Origin of the sequence: Bradyrhizobium sp. 2TAF24, assembly GCF_052115025.1 — a bacterium.
Classification (GTDB): Bacteria; Pseudomonadota; Alphaproteobacteria; order Rhizobiales; family Xanthobacteraceae; genus Bradyrhizobium_A.
The window spans coordinates 22,968-38,824 of sequence record NZ_JBFRFW010000027.1 but is presented as its reverse complement, the minus strand read 5'-3'; the positions used below and the strand labels follow the sequence as shown (position 1 = coordinate 38,824).

The 15,857-nt window shown below is 68.3% G+C and carries 13 protein-coding genes; 7 read left to right on the top strand and 6 right to left on the bottom strand.

From position 1 onward, the window contains the following. Positions 1–79: 79 nt before the first annotated feature. Positions 80–1,375 carry a phosphopyruvate hydratase gene (eno, locus tag AB4Z37_RS29740; protein WP_441520325.1) on the top strand — a complete coding sequence of 432 codons (1,296 nt, stop codon included), beginning with the start codon at positions 80–82 and terminating at the stop codon, positions 1,373–1,375. A 145-nt stretch (positions 1,376–1,520) separates the two neighbouring features. Here the strand turns inward: eno and AB4Z37_RS29735 are convergent, their stop codons facing one another. Together AB4Z37_RS29735 and mobB are read right to left on the bottom strand one after the other, a co-directional pair. Next, positions 1,521–2,777, bottom strand: a complete 1,257-nt coding sequence (locus AB4Z37_RS29735; RefSeq protein ID WP_441520324.1) for a molybdopterin molybdotransferase MoeA — start codon at positions 2,775–2,777, stop codon at positions 1,521–1,523. Positions 2,778–2,781: 4 nt separating this feature from the next. Continuing rightward, a complete protein-coding gene (mobB, locus tag AB4Z37_RS29730; RefSeq protein ID WP_441520323.1) occupies positions 2,782–3,315 on the bottom strand; it encodes a molybdopterin-guanine dinucleotide biosynthesis protein B in 534 nt (177 codons plus the stop codon). 220 nt (positions 3,316–3,535) lie between these two features. Between mobB and mobA the strand changes: the two genes are divergently transcribed. Then, a complete protein-coding gene (gene mobA / locus AB4Z37_RS29725) occupies positions 3,536–4,162 on the top strand; it encodes a molybdenum cofactor guanylyltransferase MobA (RefSeq protein ID WP_441520322.1) in 627 nt (208 codons plus the stop codon). Between the two features lie 11 nt (positions 4,163–4,173). On the opposite strand, the gene AB4Z37_RS29720 is transcribed toward mobA, so the two are convergent. Continuing rightward, positions 4,174–6,120 (bottom strand): molybdopterin biosynthesis protein, encoded by a 1,947-nt coding sequence (locus AB4Z37_RS29720; RefSeq protein ID WP_441520321.1) that lies wholly within the window; start codon positions 6,118–6,120, stop codon positions 4,174–4,176. Positions 6,121–6,122: 2 nt separating this feature from the next. Beyond that, entirely contained in the window at positions 6,123–7,250 is a 1,128-nt protein-coding gene (locus AB4Z37_RS29715; protein WP_441520320.1) for a molybdopterin-binding protein, read from the bottom strand. Between the two features lie 435 nt (positions 7,251–7,685). Here AB4Z37_RS29715 and AB4Z37_RS29710 point away from each other — a divergent pair, with 435 nt between their 5' ends. Then, positions 7,686–8,474: a serine O-acetyltransferase gene (locus AB4Z37_RS29710; RefSeq protein ID WP_441520319.1), complete on the top strand. Its 789-nt coding sequence runs from the start codon at positions 7,686–7,688 to the stop codon at positions 8,472–8,474. A 216-nt stretch (positions 8,475–8,690) separates the two neighbouring features. Here the strand turns inward: AB4Z37_RS29710 and fdhF are convergent, their stop codons facing one another. Next, complete coding sequence (gene fdhF, locus AB4Z37_RS29705; RefSeq protein ID WP_441520318.1) at positions 8,691–11,477, bottom strand: formate dehydrogenase subunit alpha; 2,787 nt, start codon at positions 11,475–11,477, stop codon at positions 8,691–8,693. Then, positions 11,474–13,195, bottom strand: a complete 1,722-nt coding sequence (locus tag AB4Z37_RS29700) for an NADH-ubiquinone oxidoreductase-F iron-sulfur binding region domain-containing protein (protein ID WP_441520317.1) — start codon at positions 13,193–13,195, stop codon at positions 11,474–11,476. The genes fdhF and AB4Z37_RS29700 overlap by 4 nt, the downstream gene beginning before the upstream one ends. Before the next feature lie 315 nt (positions 13,196–13,510). On the opposite strand from AB4Z37_RS29700, the gene AB4Z37_RS29695 reads away from it, so the two are divergent. From AB4Z37_RS29695 to AB4Z37_RS29680, 4 genes are all read left to right on the top strand, one after another. Then, a complete protein-coding gene (locus AB4Z37_RS29695) occupies positions 13,511–14,086 on the top strand; it encodes an HdeD family acid-resistance protein (protein WP_441520316.1) in 576 nt (191 codons plus the stop codon). A gap of 41 nt (positions 14,087–14,127) precedes the next feature. After that, a complete protein-coding gene (locus AB4Z37_RS29690) occupies positions 14,128–14,349 on the top strand; it encodes a hypothetical protein (RefSeq protein ID WP_441520315.1) in 222 nt (73 codons plus the stop codon). A 125-nt stretch (positions 14,350–14,474) separates the two neighbouring features. Further along, the gene (locus tag AB4Z37_RS29685) at positions 14,475–14,741 is read left to right on the top strand and encodes a PilZ domain-containing protein (protein ID WP_441520314.1); all 267 of its coding nucleotides are present in this window, start codon (positions 14,475–14,477) and stop codon (positions 14,739–14,741) included. Between the two features lie 223 nt (positions 14,742–14,964). Continuing rightward, on the top strand, positions 14,965–15,834 hold the full coding sequence (locus tag AB4Z37_RS29680; RefSeq protein WP_441520313.1) for a lysozyme inhibitor LprI family protein: 870 nt from the start codon (positions 14,965–14,967) through the stop codon (positions 15,832–15,834). The last annotated feature ends 23 nt before the right edge of the window (positions 15,835–15,857 follow it).

The window sequence follows — 15,857 nt, the reverse complement described above, 5'->3', positions numbered from 1 at the left end:
AGGCCCACATTGTGCATTCTGATCACAGAGCCGCCCGCGGCGCTGACGATCCTGCACGCCCGATTTTCCCAGGAGCCCCATGACAGCCATCATCGACATCGTCGGCAGCGAGATTCTCGACAGCCGCGGCAATCCCACCATCGAGGTCGAGGTCACGCTCGATGGCGGCGCCCGTGGCCGCGCCGCGGTGCCATCAGGCGCTTCGACCGGCCGGAACGAGGCCCACGAGCTGCGTGACGGCGGGGCGCGCTATCTCGGACGCGGCGTGCTCAAGGCCGCCGGCGCGGTCAACGGCGAGATCCGCGATGCGTTGCGTGGGTTCGACGCCCTCGCCCAGAGCCGCATCGATCAGGCGATGATCGCGTTCGACGGCACCGCCAACAAGAGCCGTCTCGGCGCCAATGCAATTCTCGGCGTGTCGCTCGCGGTGGCCAAAGCCGCCGCCGCGGCGCGCGCGCTGCCGCTCTATCGTTATCTCGGCGGCACCACGGCGCGGCGGCTGCCGGCGCCGGGCATGAACATCATCAATGGCGGCGCCCATGCCGACAATCCGCTCGACTTCCAGGAGTTCATGATCATGCCGCTCGGCGCGCCGGACTTCGCCGAGGCCGTGCGGATGGGCGCGGAGGTGTTCCACACCCTCAAGGGCGAACTGACGCGCGCCGGCCACCAGACCAATGTCGGCGACGAAGGCGGCTTCGCGCCCAACGTGCGCAACGCCCATGAGGCCATCGAGCTGATCATGACCGCGATCGTCAAGGCCGGCTATCGTCCGGGCGCCGACATCGCCCTCGTCATCGATCCGGCGTCGTCGGAGTTCTTCACGGACGGCGCGTATCACTACAAGGGCGAGAAGATCGTGCGATCGGTCGAGACGCATGTGCAGTACCTCGTCGATCTCGTGCGGCAGTATCCGGTGTGCTCGATCGAGGACCCGACGGCGGAGGACGACCACACCGGGTGGAAGCTCGTCACCGACGCGCTCGGCAAGACCTGCCAGCTCACCGGCGACGACGTGTTCTGCACCAACACCGCGCTGCTCGCCGCCGGCATCCGCGACGGCATCGCCAACTCGATCCTCGTCAAGGTCAACCAGATCGGCACGCTGACGGAAGCGCTGGACACCGTGACGCGCGCGCACCGCGCCGGCTACACCGTCGTGATGTCGCACCGCTCCGGCGAGACCGAGGACACCACGGTGGCTGACCTCGCGGTCGCCACCGGCTGCGGCCAGATCAAGACGGGGTCGCTGTCGCGCTCCGACCGCACCGCCAAGTACAACCGCCTGCTGCGCATCGCCCGCGAGCTGGGCACGGAGGCGATTTACGCCGGACGCGACGCCTTCAATGTCACCCTGCCAGCCTGGGCGAGCTGAAGGAGCTGCAAGACGGCGCATCAGCACCCAGGCATCACAAGCACAGCCCAGGAGATTCCAGCCTCAGAGTCGCGCCGCCCGGCCATGACGGAGAGAAGCGGAATACCATTCCTTCGTGACGGCCGTGACCGAACCGCGTCGGCCGTCAGGTCAGCGTCGCGTAGGCCAGGAAGCCGACGATATCGCCGGGCGCGACCTCAGTGACATCCTCGCTGAGCTCGACGAGACCATCGGTCTCGACCAGCGACGACAGCAGCCCCGCGCCCTCGCGAGGAAACTTCACCGCCTCCAGCACACCGTCGTCACCACGCCGCAGGTGGACGCGGACGTATTCGCGCCGACCGCCCTTCTTGCGATAGGCGAACGCCGCGCGCACCGGCATGGCCATCGGCCTGCGCCACACCCCGCCCGACAGCGCCGCGATCGCCGGCTGCACGACATGGACGAAGGTGACATAGCTTGCCACCGGATTGCCCGGCAGGCCGATCAGCGCCGCGCCCTCGATGACACCCATCGCCACCGGCCGCCCGGGCTTGATCGCCATGCGCCACAGCACGAGATTGCCGACGCTCTCCAGTCCCGCCCTGACATGGTCCTCCTCGCCGGTCGAGACGCCGCCGGAGGTGACGATGAGGTCGTTGTGCGCGGCCGCCGCCGCGAGCGCCGCGGCAAGCGCTGTGGCATCGTCGCCGACGATGCCGAGATCGTTCACGGTGCAGCCGAGCCGCCGGAGCAGCGCCGCCAGCATGGCGCGGTTGGAATCATAGAGCTGCGCCGCGCCGCGCGACGCGCCCGGCGCCACCACCTCGTCGCCGGTGGACAGCAGTGCGACGCGGATGCGCCGGCGCACGGTGACGTGCGTGAGGCCGAACGCGGCGATCACTGCGACATCCTGCGGCCGCAGCCGCGTGCCGGCGCGCACTCCCACGGCCCCCGCGGCGATGTCCTCGCCGGCGGGGCGCACATTGGCGCCCGCCTTGAGCCCGGGCGGCAGTACCACGCGGCCCTCCGCGTCGAGCTGCACGTCCTCCTGCATGAACACGGTGTCGGTGCCCTGCGGCATCGGCGCGCCGGTGAAGATGCGCACCGCATGTCGCGCCGCCACCTGATCGGGCGCGGTGCCGCCGGCGGCCACCCGTCCCGCGACCGCAAGCGCCTGCGCCTCGGTCACCGGCAGATCGCGGCTCGCCACGGCGTAACCATCGACGGCGGAATTGGTGAAGGGCGGCAGCGGCAGCGGTGCGATCACGTCGGCAGCCAGCGTCCGCCCATCGGCAGCGCTGAGCGCGACCGTCTCGGTATCCGCCACCGGCGTGACCCGCGCCGCGATCAGCGCCACGGCGTCGTCGACCGAGAGCATCGGTCCGCCGAAAGCGAAACAATCCTGCGACAGCTGTGCCATGCCCCTAGTCTAACAGGTCCGGACTTCTTCCGGCCAGCACATCCGCGATCGGCATTGCTGATCGCTCGATCAGCCTAGCGACGGCAACGATGTCGTCGAGATGCGCCACGGGCAAGTTGGTCTCCACGGCCGCGTCGGTTGCAATGCCGGCAATTCCGGGATCATCGGGAAACAGAAACCCCTTGCCGTTGCCGGCACGGTGCACCTCGATCTTGCGATGCGGCGCCGCCTTGAAGCCTTCGACGATCACGAGATCGACCGGCGACATCTTCTGCAGGAGGGCGCCGAGCGGCGGCTCGTCGGCGCCGCGCAGCTCGTGCATCAGCGCCCAGCGCCGGGCTGACGACACCAGCACCTCGCTCGCGCCGGCCTGCCGGTGCTGCCAGGAATCCTTGCCGGGCACGTCGACATCGAACGCATGATGGGCGTGCTTGATGGTCGAAACCGTCAGGCCCTGCGCGACCAGATGCGGGATCAGGCGCGTCAACAGCGTCGTCTTGCCCGCCCCGCTCCAGCCCGCCAGTCCGACCACTCTCATGCCTGCACCTGCCTCAATCGCTCACGTTGAAGACGATCCGGAGCACACACCTGCGGATGTCCATGCCGGACGCAACACGATAACGCCGGGTTCCACAAGCCCCCGGAGAAGCCGTCGCACGCTGCACCTTTCCCTTCCCTCTTTTGGCGGATCACACCGGCGGAATAAGGCCATTGCAAAGGCCGCCGGCAAGGTTCTATCAATCGCCATGGCGGACTTCATGGCGGACTTCCCACCAACGCCCGGCGTGGTTCTCGCCGGTGGCCTCGCCCGCCGCATGGGCGGCGGCGATAAACCGATGCGCACCATCGGCGGCCGCACCATCCTCGACCGCGTCATCGAGCGGCTCGATCCGCAATGTGCCGGCCTCGTCATCAACGCCAACGGCGATCCCCGGCGCTTCGCGCCGTTCGAGCGCCCGGTGGTGGCCGACACCATCTCCGACTTTCCGGGACCGCTCGCCGGCATCCTCGCCGGCCTCGACTGGGTGGCGGCCAACCAGCCCGGCGTGACCTGGATGCTGAGCGCGGCCGGCGACTGCCCGTTCCTGCCGCGCGACCTGGTGGCGCGGCTGCACCGCGGGCGGCGCGAGCAGAATGCGCAGATCGCGGTCGCGGCATCCGGCGGACAGACCCATCACACCATCGGATTGTGGAACGTGTCGCTGCGCGGCGAGCTGCGCCACGCGCTGATGGTCGACGAGTGCCGCGCGGTGCATCGCTTCACCGCGCGCTACAAGCTTGCCGTGGTCGACTGGCTCGACGTGCCGCTCGACCCGTTCTTCAACGCCAACACCACCGACGACCTCGACGCCGCCGAACATCTCGCCACCCGCAATCCACACTGACGCCGCCATCGTCATGCCGGCGTGAAGCCGGCGTCGCGCAGGGCCTGCCGCGTCTGCTCCGCCGCGAGCGCCGCAAGAAACGCCTGCACCGGCGCGCGCGGCCGGCGTGCCGCGACCAGCGCGAAGTCGTAATGCTCTTCCGCCAGTGCGATGAACCCGAGCCCGGCCGCCCTCGCCACCGGCGCGATGGTGACGCCCCAGTCGGCGCGGCCCTGCGCCACCGCGGCGGCGACCGCATTGTGCGAGCGCGGCTGGTTCCAGTAGCCGTCCGGCCGTGCGCCACCGAGCAGGCGGTCGATGAGGATGCGCGTGCCCGCGCCCTGGTTGCGGTTGACCATCAGGCATGACGGATCGGCGAGTGCCGCGGCGACCGCCGCCTGCGGCGTGCGGTGTTCGAAGCGCGCATCACCGGGGCGGAACACGAGGCCCTGCATGCGCCGCCAGCCCGGCACCAGGTCGAGACCCGGCGTCAGGAACGGCGTGTTGTAGCTGTCGCTGGCGTCATCGAACAAATGAATGGGGGCGAGATCGCACTCGCCGCGTTTCGCCGCCGCGAGGCCGCCGAGGCTGCCGACCGCGATGCTGCGCACCAGCAGCCCCGCGCGCGCCAGCGGCGCGGTGGCGATGTCGAGCCCGGTGCAGTGGCTGCCGACCACGACAAGATCGGGCACGCGCACATGGGGCGTGAACAGCGTCACCTGCGTCGCCGTTCCCGCCGGCATGTGGTCGGCGAGCGCGTCGATCTTGAGGAAGCCGTCGGCCTGCGCGAACGACGTGATCGCGCCGGAGCCCTTGCCGGAGGGATAGGCGATCAGCCCGGCATCGCCCGCGACCAGCGACACCATGACGAACTCGGTGCGGCCGAGCTCGGAGGCGATGCGCACCGGCACGACGGCGTCGACCTTCGCATCGGTGCGCGGCGGCAGGCCGGCCATCCGTCGCAGCACCGGCACGATCATGTCATGGAAGGTGAACATCGCCGAGGTCGGAAAGCCCGGCAGCACCACCACCGGCGTGCCCTCGCACACCGCAAGGCACAGCGGCTTGCCAGGCTTGAGCGCGACACCATGGGCGACAATGCCCGGCGCGCCGAGGCTGCCGATGATGCGGTGGGAGAGATCGCCCTCACCCTTCGAGGTGCCGCCGGACAGGATCACCATGTCGTAGCCAGCGACCGCCTCGCGCAGCGCCGCCTCCAGCACCGCCGCATTGTCGGGGACGGCGCCGAGGAAAACGGCGTCGCCGCCGTTCTCGATCACCGCCGCGGTAACGATGGCGCCGTTGGTGTCGTAGATCGCGGCCGGGCGCAGGGGCACGCCGGGCTGCACCAGCTCGTCGCCGGTGGAGAGCACCGCGACGCGCGGCCGGCGCACGACGTCGACCTCCGCGATGCCGCACGCCGCCAGCATGCCGATCTCGCGCGAGCCGATGAGCGTGCCGGCGCGCAGCAGCGTCTCACGCTCGGCGATATCGGAACCGGCATAGGCGATGAACTGCCCCGGCGTCGCCGCACGGCGCGCCTCGATGGCGTCGGCGCCGTGCGGCTGGGTGTGCTCGACCATGATCACCGCATCGGCACCGCGCGGCACAGGGCCGCCGGTCGCGATGGTGGTGGCCTGTCCCGACGTCACCACACGGGTCGGCGCGACGCCGCAGGCGATGGTCTCGCCGGTGAGCGCGAGCACGACCGCCGATGCTTCGCCAGCAGCGGCGGTGTCCGCGGCGCGCATCGCAAAACCGTCGACATTGGCGCGGTCGAACGGCGGCACGTCACGCGGCGCGACGACATCCGCCGCGAGCGGCAGGCCGAGCGCCGCCGCGAGCGGGCGCGTTTCGCGCGGCAGCGGCCGCGGAAACAGCGCCGCCTCGAACCGTGCCAGCGCGTCCTCGCGCGACAGCACGGTGAGGAACTGGTCCTGGTCGCGGGCGCCGTGCGGCGGGATGACGGGGGCGGACATGGTCACAGCCCTTCGCGCAGGGGATAGCCGCCGACCGGCGCGCCGGTGGCAAACCCCTCGCTCGCCGCCGGCACCGCGAGCCAGGCATCGGCGGCGGCGAGCGCACGCAACGGCAGGTCGCCGATCGCGAGCGGCAGCCAGCCGTCCGGCGTGTCCTGCAGCAGCACGAGGTCGGTCATGCCGACGGTCGAGGCGATCTTGCGCACCAGCGGCTTGACGGCCGCGCGGCGGAGCGTGCGGCCGCTGAGGCGATCGAGCACCGGCAGCACCAGCATCCACCACACCGCCAGCGCCTGGTCGGGCGCGCCGGGCACGGCGACCACCGGCATCGCGCCGATGCGGCCGACCGCCGCGGTGCGGCCGGGCTGCAGCGCAAGGCCGTGGATCAGCGTGGCATGGGTGGCGAGCGCGGTGACTGCGGCGTCGTTGCGGCCCGCGCCGGTGCCGCCGACGGTGATCAGGAGATCGCAATCCGCGCCGGCGATCGCCTTGCCGACGGACGCGACATCACGCCCGGCCGCGACGGTGCGATCGAGCTGGGCGCCGGCGCCGCGCAGCTGCGCCGCAACGAGGCCGATGGTGGTGGCATTGCCGCCCGCCGCCGGCACGTCGATGATGCGCACCCGCGGCCGGCGCACCCTGACCTCGGCACGGCCGGCACGGCGCGCGATCATTTCATCGACGACGCCGATGCGACGGCCTGCGACAAGCGCATCCGCCCCGGCCGGCAGATCCTCGCCGAGGCGGCGCACGCCGGCGCCCGGAAGCGCGTCCACCACCGCCTGCGCCAACGGCCCGGCCTGCTCGACCGCGCTCGCATCCAGCACGCAATCGCAACCCGGCGGCAGGGGATCGCCGGCCTCGACCCAGGCCGGCGCCAGCGGCAGCGGTACCGGCGTGTAGGAGGACGCGCCGGTGAGATCGACCGCGCGCAGCGCCCAGCCGTCGACCATGGCAATGCTGTGCGCCGGCAGCGCCGATGCCAGCGGCGGCATCGCGGCCGCGACACTGCCGAGCGCATCGGCGACATCGAGCTCGATCGGTGCAACCGGTGCGAGATCGGCGAGCAGCAGCGCAAGCGCTGTGTCGAGCCCGGTCAGTGTCACCGCCTGGCGCTGGACGCCCGTCATGGCGCCCTGCCGGTCGCGCCGGAACCTGGGATGTGCGCCGTGGTCATGCGAATCCTCAATCCTACCTCCCTGGCACTATCGCATGGTGTTGACGGCAAGCCCATGAGTCCAGTCCATGTGTCCGGTCGAAGTGTCCAGGCCAAGTGTGCAGGCCATGTGGCCGGCCGCCCCCAATTCGGCGCAGGGCTGCCCGTCGCGAACAGCGTTGGCAGGCCAGCGCACCGTGCTAGTGTCCTGTCTCCGAATGACCGCCCAATTTGCCGCAAGCTCGCACGGTCATTCGGAGACATGAAGGACACCAGCAAGGTCAAAGAGCTGGTGTGGCTTATGCCTCGCAATTGCCTATGAGAGATTTGCTGAAACGGGGTAGGCAATTGCGCGACGCCACACTAGTGTCCCGCGCCGCGGGATACCCCCGCCGGGAGATGTTAGAGAATGGCGCTGGCCAGGGCCGCCGAACACGCCTCGCTGTGGGACGTCATCCGCGATGACGCGCAGGCGCTCGCGCGCAGCGAGCCCGCCTTCGCGGCCTGGATGCATGAGGCGATCCTCAACCACGACGATCTCGGCGGCGCGCTGGCGCAGCTGATCGCGGTGGCGCTCGGCAGCGACAGCGACGATCGCGCCATGGTTCGCCGGATCGCGAAGGGCGCCTATCGCAGCGATCCCACGCTGATCCCGACCGCGCACCGCGACCTCGCCGCGCCGCTGGCGCGCGATCCGGCCTGCCCAGGGCCGCTGCATGTGCTGCTGCACTTCAAGGGCTATCTCGCGCTGCAGGCCTATCGCATCGCGCACCGGCTGTGGCTGGATGGCCGCGTCGAGCTGGCGCGCGACCTGTCGGTGCGGGCGGCGCGCGCGCTGCATGTCAGCCTGCACCCGTCCGCCGTGATCGGCGGCGGCGCGTTCATCGACCACGGCACCGGGATCGCCGTCGGCGAGGACGTGGTGATCGGCGACGACCTCTCGATGCTGCAGGGCGTGACCGTGGATCACGCCATCGACGCCCGCGGCGCGCCGCGCATCGGCCACGGCGTGCTGCTCGCCGCCGGCGCCATCGTGCTGGGACCGATCGCCATCGGCGACTACGCCAAGGTCGGCGCCGGCTCGCTGGTCACAGCCTCGGTGCCGTCCGGCTGCACCGCGGTTGGCGTACCGACGCGGCTCGTCAACTGCTCCCCCGACGCCCGCCCCGCTTCGAGCATGGACCAGTCGCTGCCGTAGGACTACGGCGCGGCTCACCCGGATGTCGCTACGCTCATCCGGGCTACGGGCACCGCCGTCGCTCCATCCCATCCCCTCATGGTGAGGAGCGCGTCACGCGCGTCTCGAACCATGAGGCCCGGAACAGGCAGCAACCGCGGAGGCCTCATCCTTCGAGACGGCGCGAGGCGCCTCCTCAGGATGAGGAAAAGAGCGTGCACCCTGCAGTAGACGTCCCTACTCCGCCGCCGTCCGCATCGGCACGCGCTCGGCGCGCACGGCGCAGAACTTGAATTCCGGAATCTTGCCGAACGGATCGAGCGCGGGGTTGGTCAGCAGGTTCGCCGCCGCCTCCGCATAGCAGAACGGCATGAACACCATGTTCTCCGGCACGTCGCGGTCGGAGCGCACCTTGATCTCGACGGCGCCGCGCCGCGTTTCCAGGCGGATGAAATCGCCGGGCGCGATGTTCATGCGCCGCATGTCCTTGGGCGTCATGAACGCCACCGCCTCCGGCTCGATCTGGTCGAGCACGCCGGCACGCCGCGTCATCGAACCGGTGTGCCAGTGCTCCAGCACGCGGCCCGTGGACAGCACCATCGGATACTCGGCATCCGGCAGTTCGTCCGGCGGCACGACATGGGCCGGCACGATCTTGCCGCGGCCGCTCGCGGTCGGAAAACCGGTGGTGAAGATGATCTCGTTGCCGGGCTTGGTGGGATCGTCGACGGGATAAGTCACCGCGCCCTCGCGCACCAGGCGCTCCCAGGTGATGTTCTGCAGCGACGGCATCACCTGCGCCATCTCGGAGAACACGTCGGCGGGGCCGGCATACGACCAGTCGAGCCCCATGCGCCGCGCGATCTCCTGGATGATCCAGAGATCCTGCCGCGCGTCGCCCGGCGGCTTGACGACCTGGCGGGCGAGTTGCACGCGGCGGTCGGTGTTGGTGAATGAGCCGTCCTTCTCGGCGAACGCCGAGGCCGGCAGGATGACGTCGGCGTGGAACGCGGTCTCGGTGACGAACAGGTCCTGCACCACGAGATGGTCGAGCATGGCGAGCGCCTCGCGCGCATGCTGCAGGTCCGGGTCCGACATCGCCGGGTTCTCGCCCTCGATGTACATGCCCTTGATCTGGCCGTCGTGGATCGCGTTCATGATCTCGACCACGGTGAGGCCGCGCACCGGATCGAGCTCCTGCTGCCACAGATGCTCGAACGGCTCGCGCAGATCGGTGCGGCCGACCGGCTGGTAGTCCGGCAGGAACATCGGGATCAAGCCAGCATCGGAGGCGCCCTGCACGTTGTTCTGGCCGCGCAGCGGATGCAGCCCGGTGCCGGGCCGGCCGACCTGCCCCGTGGTCAGCGCCAGTGCGATCAGGCAGCGCGCGTTGTCGGTGCCGTGAACGTGCTGGCTGATGCCCATGCCCCAGAAGATGATCGAGGCGCGCGAGGTGGCATAGAGCCGCGCGACCTCCTTCAGCGTCTCGGCGGGCACGCCGCAGATCGCTTCCATCTTCTCCGGCGGGAAATCCTTGATGCGCTCCTTGAGCTCGTCGAAGCCCTCGGTATAGCCGGCGATGTACTGCTCGTCGGTGAGGCCCTCGGTGATGATGGTGTGCAGCATCGCGTTGAGCATCGCGACATCGCTGCCGGGCTTGAATTGCAGATGCTTGTAAGCATGGCGCGACAGCGTCTGGCGACGCGGGTCGGCGACCACGAGCCTGGCGCCGCGCTTCGCCGCGTTCTTGATGTAGGTCGCCGCCACCGGATGGTTGACCGTGGGGTTAGCGCCGATCACCAGGATGAACTCGGCGTCCATGGCCGCCGCGAACGGCGCCGACACCGCGCCGGAGTTGAGGCCTTCCATCAGTGCCGCAACCGACGAGGCGTGGCACAGCCGCGTGCAGTGGTCGACGTTGTTGGAGCCGAAGCCGGTGCGCACCAGCTTCTGGAACAGGTAAGCCTCTTCATTCGAGCCCTTCGCCGAGCCGAATCCGGCGAGCGCCTTGACGCCCTGCTCGTCGCGGATCCTGACAAGGCCCCTCGCCGCGATGTCCAGCGCCTCCTCCCACGTCGCCTCGCGGAAATGGGTGAAGGGATTGGCCGGATCGACCTGGTCGTTGGCGTCCTTCGGCGCGTTCGGCAGCCGCACCAGCGGCTTGGTCAGGCGATGCGGGTGATGGATGTAGTCGAAGCCGAAGCGGCCCTTGACGCACAGACGGTTGTGGTTGGCGGGGCCGTCGCGGCCTTCCGCGTAGATCACCTTCTCGTCCTTGACCTGATAGGTCACCTGGCAGCCGACGCCGCAGAACGGGCACAGCGAGTCGACCTCGCGGTCGGCATAGACCGCACGGGTCTGCTGGTCGTCGAGCAGCGCTGATGGCATCAGCGCGCCGGTCGGGCAGGCCTGCACGCACTCGCCACAGGCGACGCAGGTGGATTCGCCCATCGGATCATCGAAGTCGAACACAATCTTGGCGTCGTGGTTGCGGTAGGCCATGCCGATGACGTCGTTGACCTGCACCTCGCGGCAGGCGCGCACGCACAGGCCGCACTGGATGCAAGCATCGAGATTGACGCGCATCGCCGGATGGCTGGCGTCGCCGGCCCAGCGCTCGGCCGCCGGAAAGCGGCTCTCGGTGACGCCGACCTTGTCGGCCCAGTGCCAGAATTTCGAGTCCGGATCATGGGCGGTCTCGCGCGCCGGCTGGTCGGCGACCAGCAGCTCCATCACCATCTTCTGTGCGGCGACGGCGCGCTTGCTGACGCTCTGCACCTTCATGCCGACCGTCGGCGTGCGCTTGCACGACGCCGCCAGCACACGCTCGCCCTCGATCTCCACCATGCAGGCGCGGCAGTTGCCGTCGGCGCGGTAGTCCGGCTGCGGCGAATAGCAGAGGTGCGGGATCTCGGTGCCGAGACGCTTGGCGACCTGCCAGATGGTCTCGCCCGTCGCCGCCTCGACCTTGTGGCCGTCGAGCTCGAACGCGATGGTCGGGGTTTTGCTCGGAGCCTTGTTCATTCGGCGGCCTCCTTGGGCGCAAACGCGTCAGGAAAGTATTTGATCACCGTGGTCAGCGGATTGGAGGCCGCCTGACCAAGGCCGCAGATCGACGCATCACGCATCGCCTGGCTCAATTCTTCCAGCAGGTCGCGATCCCAGACCCGCTGCTGCATCAGCAGCGCCGCCTTCTGGGTGCCGACGCGGCAGGGCGTGCACTGGCCGCAGCTCTCGTCCTCGAAGAACTTCATCAGGTTGAGCGCGGCGCCCCTGACATCGTCCTTGTCGGACAGGATGACGATCGCCGCCGAGCCGATGAAGCAGCCGTATTTTTCGAGCGTGCCGAAATCGAGGGGGATGTCGGCCATCGACGCCGGCAGGATGCCGCCGGACGCGCCGCCCGGCAGGTAGGCGCGGAAGCTGTAGCCTTCGGCCATGCCGCCGCAGAACTCGTCGATCAGCTCGCGCACAGTGATGCCGGCGGGCGCGAGCTTCATGCCGGGGGTCTTCACCCGTCCCGACACCGAGAAGCTGCGCAACCCCTTGCGCTCGTTGCGGCCGTGCGAGGTCCACCATGCCGCGCCCTTCTCCAGGAGGTCGCGCACCCAGAACAGCGTCTCGACATTGTTGATCAGCGTCGGCAGGCCGAACAGCCCGACCTGGAACGGATAGGGCGGCTTGTGCCTGGGCAGGCCGCGCTTGCCCTCGATGCTTTCCAGCAGCGAGGATTCCTCGCCGCAGATATAGGCGCCGGCACCGCGCCGCATATGCAGCACCGGGCCGCCGGGCAGGTGTTGCTGCAGCAGCGCGATCTCACGCTCCAGGATGGCGCGCGCCGCGGGATATTCGTCGCGCAGGTAGATGTAGACGTCGGCCGCCTCCACCACATGGGCCGCGATCAGCATGCCCTCGAGAAAGCGATGCGGATCGGTTTCGAGATAGTAGCGGTCCTTGATGGTGCCGGGCTCGCCCTCGTCGCCATTGACCGCCATCAGGCGCGGCCCCGGCTCGCCGAGCACCGCGCGCCACTTGCGCCCCGTCGGAAAGCCGGCGCCGCCGAGCCCGCGCAGGCTGGCATCATCGAGCACCTTGAGCACGTCGTCGCGCGACAGCGTTCCCGCGCGCAGCCGCTGCAGGGTCTGATAGCCTCCGCCAGCGACATAGGCGTCGTAGCCGATCGCTGCCGGCACATGCGCATGGGTGTCGCCCGCCTTCGCCGCCGCGAGCACACTGGCCACCGTCGCATGGTCGATGAAGTTGTGGCCGACCTCGGCCGCGGGCGCGGTGTCGCAGCGGCCGACGCAGGGCGCGCGCACCACCCGGACACCGGGACCGGCGGCGTCCTGCAACTGGCGCAGCAGCGTCTCGCCGCCGAGCATGGCGCAGGTCAGGGAGTCGCAGACCCGAATGGTCAGCGGCGGGATCGCGGGATCGCCCTCCTTCACCACGTCGAAATGGGCATAGAAGGTCGCGGTCTCGAACACCTCGGCGAACGACAGGCGCATCTCGTCGGCGAGCGCCGCGAGATGGGCGGCGGAAATCTGGTGATAGGTGTCCTGGATCAGGTGCAGGTGCTCGATCAGGAGATCCCGCCGGCGCGGCCGCTCCCCGAGCAGCTCCGCGATGTCGTGCGCCGCCTGGGGATCGACCTGACGGCCCTTGGGCGTCGCCTTGGCCCGCCGCCGTCCCTCCCCGGGATGTTCGAAGGGGCGGACTTTATGAACGTCATTGCTGCTCATCGGGACGGGCTCACTGCGGCGACCATTGAACAATTCTAACTTCTGGCATGCCAGATGCCAAGCCACTTCTGTTCGCCCGAACCGCCAGACGAGCGCCCAAGCAGAGCCAGCCTAACCGCCGCGGGGGATTCCTGCGATCCCTTCCCCGACACATGCGGGTGTGACCCGCCGGCGCGGGCGCCGCCTTTGATCCAGCGCATCGCACACCACAGGGTTGTTGAGAAAAAATCCCTCTGTCACCGATCCGGCTTGTTGGCTAGTCTCGCGGCGAGCCCTGAGACGTAGATCCGGATCATTTCATATCGGAGGATCGTCATGACCAGCGCAACCGACAACCTGCAACCGAACGACCTGCGCTCCGGGATCGCCCCGTTGCGCGCCAAGTGGGGCTGGATCGTCGCCCTCGGCGTCGTCTACCTGATCACCGGCATCATTGCGCTGGGCAGCGTGGTGATGGCCACCGTCGCCAGCGTGCTGGTGGTCGGCGCGATGATGATCGTCGCCGGCGTCGCCGAGGTGATCGGCGCCTTCCAGTTCAAGAGCTGGGGCAAGTTCCTGCTGTGGGCGCTGCTGGGCGTGCTCTACGTCATCGCCGGTTTCGTGACCTTCGAGAACCCGCTGCTCGCCGCGGCACTGCTGACACTGATCCTCGGTGCCTCGCTGGTGGCCTCGGGCATCATGCGCATCGTGCTCGCCTTCAGCATGAAGGAGCAGACGCCATGGGGCTGGGTCGTGGTGTCAGGCATCATCACCGCGGTGCTCGGCCTTCTGATCCTGGCGCGCTGGCCGGTGTCAAGCCTGTACATCCTCGGCATGTTCCTCGGCATCGACCTGATCTTCGCCGGCGTGAGCTGGATCAGCCTCGGCTTCGGCCTGCGCCGCCATCACTGACGCGCGCGGCGCGCGTCACCACGCGGCAACGGAGAGCGGCCATGCGCTGGGTCCATCTGTGCATCATCGTGCTGTTTGCGCTGGTGACCGTCGTCTTCGCGCTGCAGAACCTTGCGATGGTCACCATGTCGTTCCTCGGCTTCAGCGCGCGGCTGCCGCTCGGCGTCCTCGTCATCCTGATCTACCTGCTGGGAACGGCGACCGGCGGCAGCGTGCTGGCGCTGCTGCGCCGCTCCTACACCGCGTCGCGCAGCGACGGCTGACGCCAGTAGTGCCGGTCATCATGGTTATCGAATCGTTAAACGCAGTTCCGTCCTGGTCGCAATTGGTTCAAATTTTCCGCAAGTGTTGTCCGCTATGACAAGGCTCTGGAAACGGAGCAGCGACCATGGCCACGATCCGCAAGGAAGCCCGCAAGAAGAGAGTGAAGACCGACCACGACGCCTGGATGACGCTCGACGGCGGCTTCGCCAAGCGCAACTGCACCGTGCTCGACCTGTCGAGCGGCGGCGCGCGCATCAAGGTGCATGATGCGGCGCCGGTGAAAGGCAAGATGCATCTCGCCTTCTCCAAGGACGTCCGCAAGATCACCCGCTGCCGCCTGGTGTGGCGCGACGAGTCGATCATCGGCGTCGAGTTCATGGTGGCGGTCTAGAACCGCGCGCTCCTGAATTCGGAGTGCCAAGATCGATGGAGCACCGGTCGACATATCCGCAAGCCATGAACCGGCCCATGGCGGGCTATTTCACCCGCAATGAATAGCCATTGGCACCGATGCCCTGGCAACGGGAGCACCGAGATCAGCAAATTTTCCCGCCGGCTGCATTCACAGGCACGAGCTGCTAATCGTTCTATTATAGCTCCTTTCGGTGATTGCAATGAAACCCATTTTCTTCCTGCCTTTTGTCGTCTTTGTTCTGACCTGCCCGGCCGCCGCAAACGCCTTCGACTGCACAAAGGCGTCTTCGCCGATCGACAAGCTCATCTGCGCGACACCGGAATTAAGAACGGCAGACGAAACGATGAGCGCGGCTTATTTCAAGCTCCTGCGCGAAACCTCGGACGTCGAATTTCGCGATGGCCTGATCAAAAGCCAGCGACGATGGCTAAAGGTACGTTCGTCCGGCCCTGACCGATTTGGACATGCCAATGACGACAAGACGGATGATCGCGAGATCTTGCTCAAGATGACGCGCGATCGGCTGGCTTTCTTGCAGACCGCCGAGCCCATCCACGTGATGGAGCGGGAACGCAAGATCACGTCGCAAGACAGCGGCGGCACATTCGCCGGCTTTCGAACCTTCTGCGTCCTCCAGCCACCGCCTTACGGACGCTGGACCTACGAATGCTGGGGCGACACCATCCGCCAGCACAACGACAGGATTTGCAGCTCGGTAAAGGAGTGGGCGAGCGGCCACATGACCGAGCACCGGATTGTCAGCGTCTTGAAAAATTACCAGCCAGAGACCCTCGCGACGTGTTCAACTGGCGACGCCACGACGCGCGAGCAGTGCCCTGTCGCCAGCGACGACGTTGGCAGCAAGCTGGATATGCATTGGAACAAGGCTCCCAATCCGTCCGAATATGCGCCAACGTCTCACGTGACCAATCTATGGAAATTCGACCCCGATATTGGCGATCCAGACGAAGCTGATCGCTCCTGGATGCACGACTGCCTCTTCAGCTCACCTTACCCTCCGTCCGACGCGAGCCGGCCCGGTTCAAAAAGTGACGCATCCGGTCGTTAGACAATAGACTTGGTGCGAGTTTG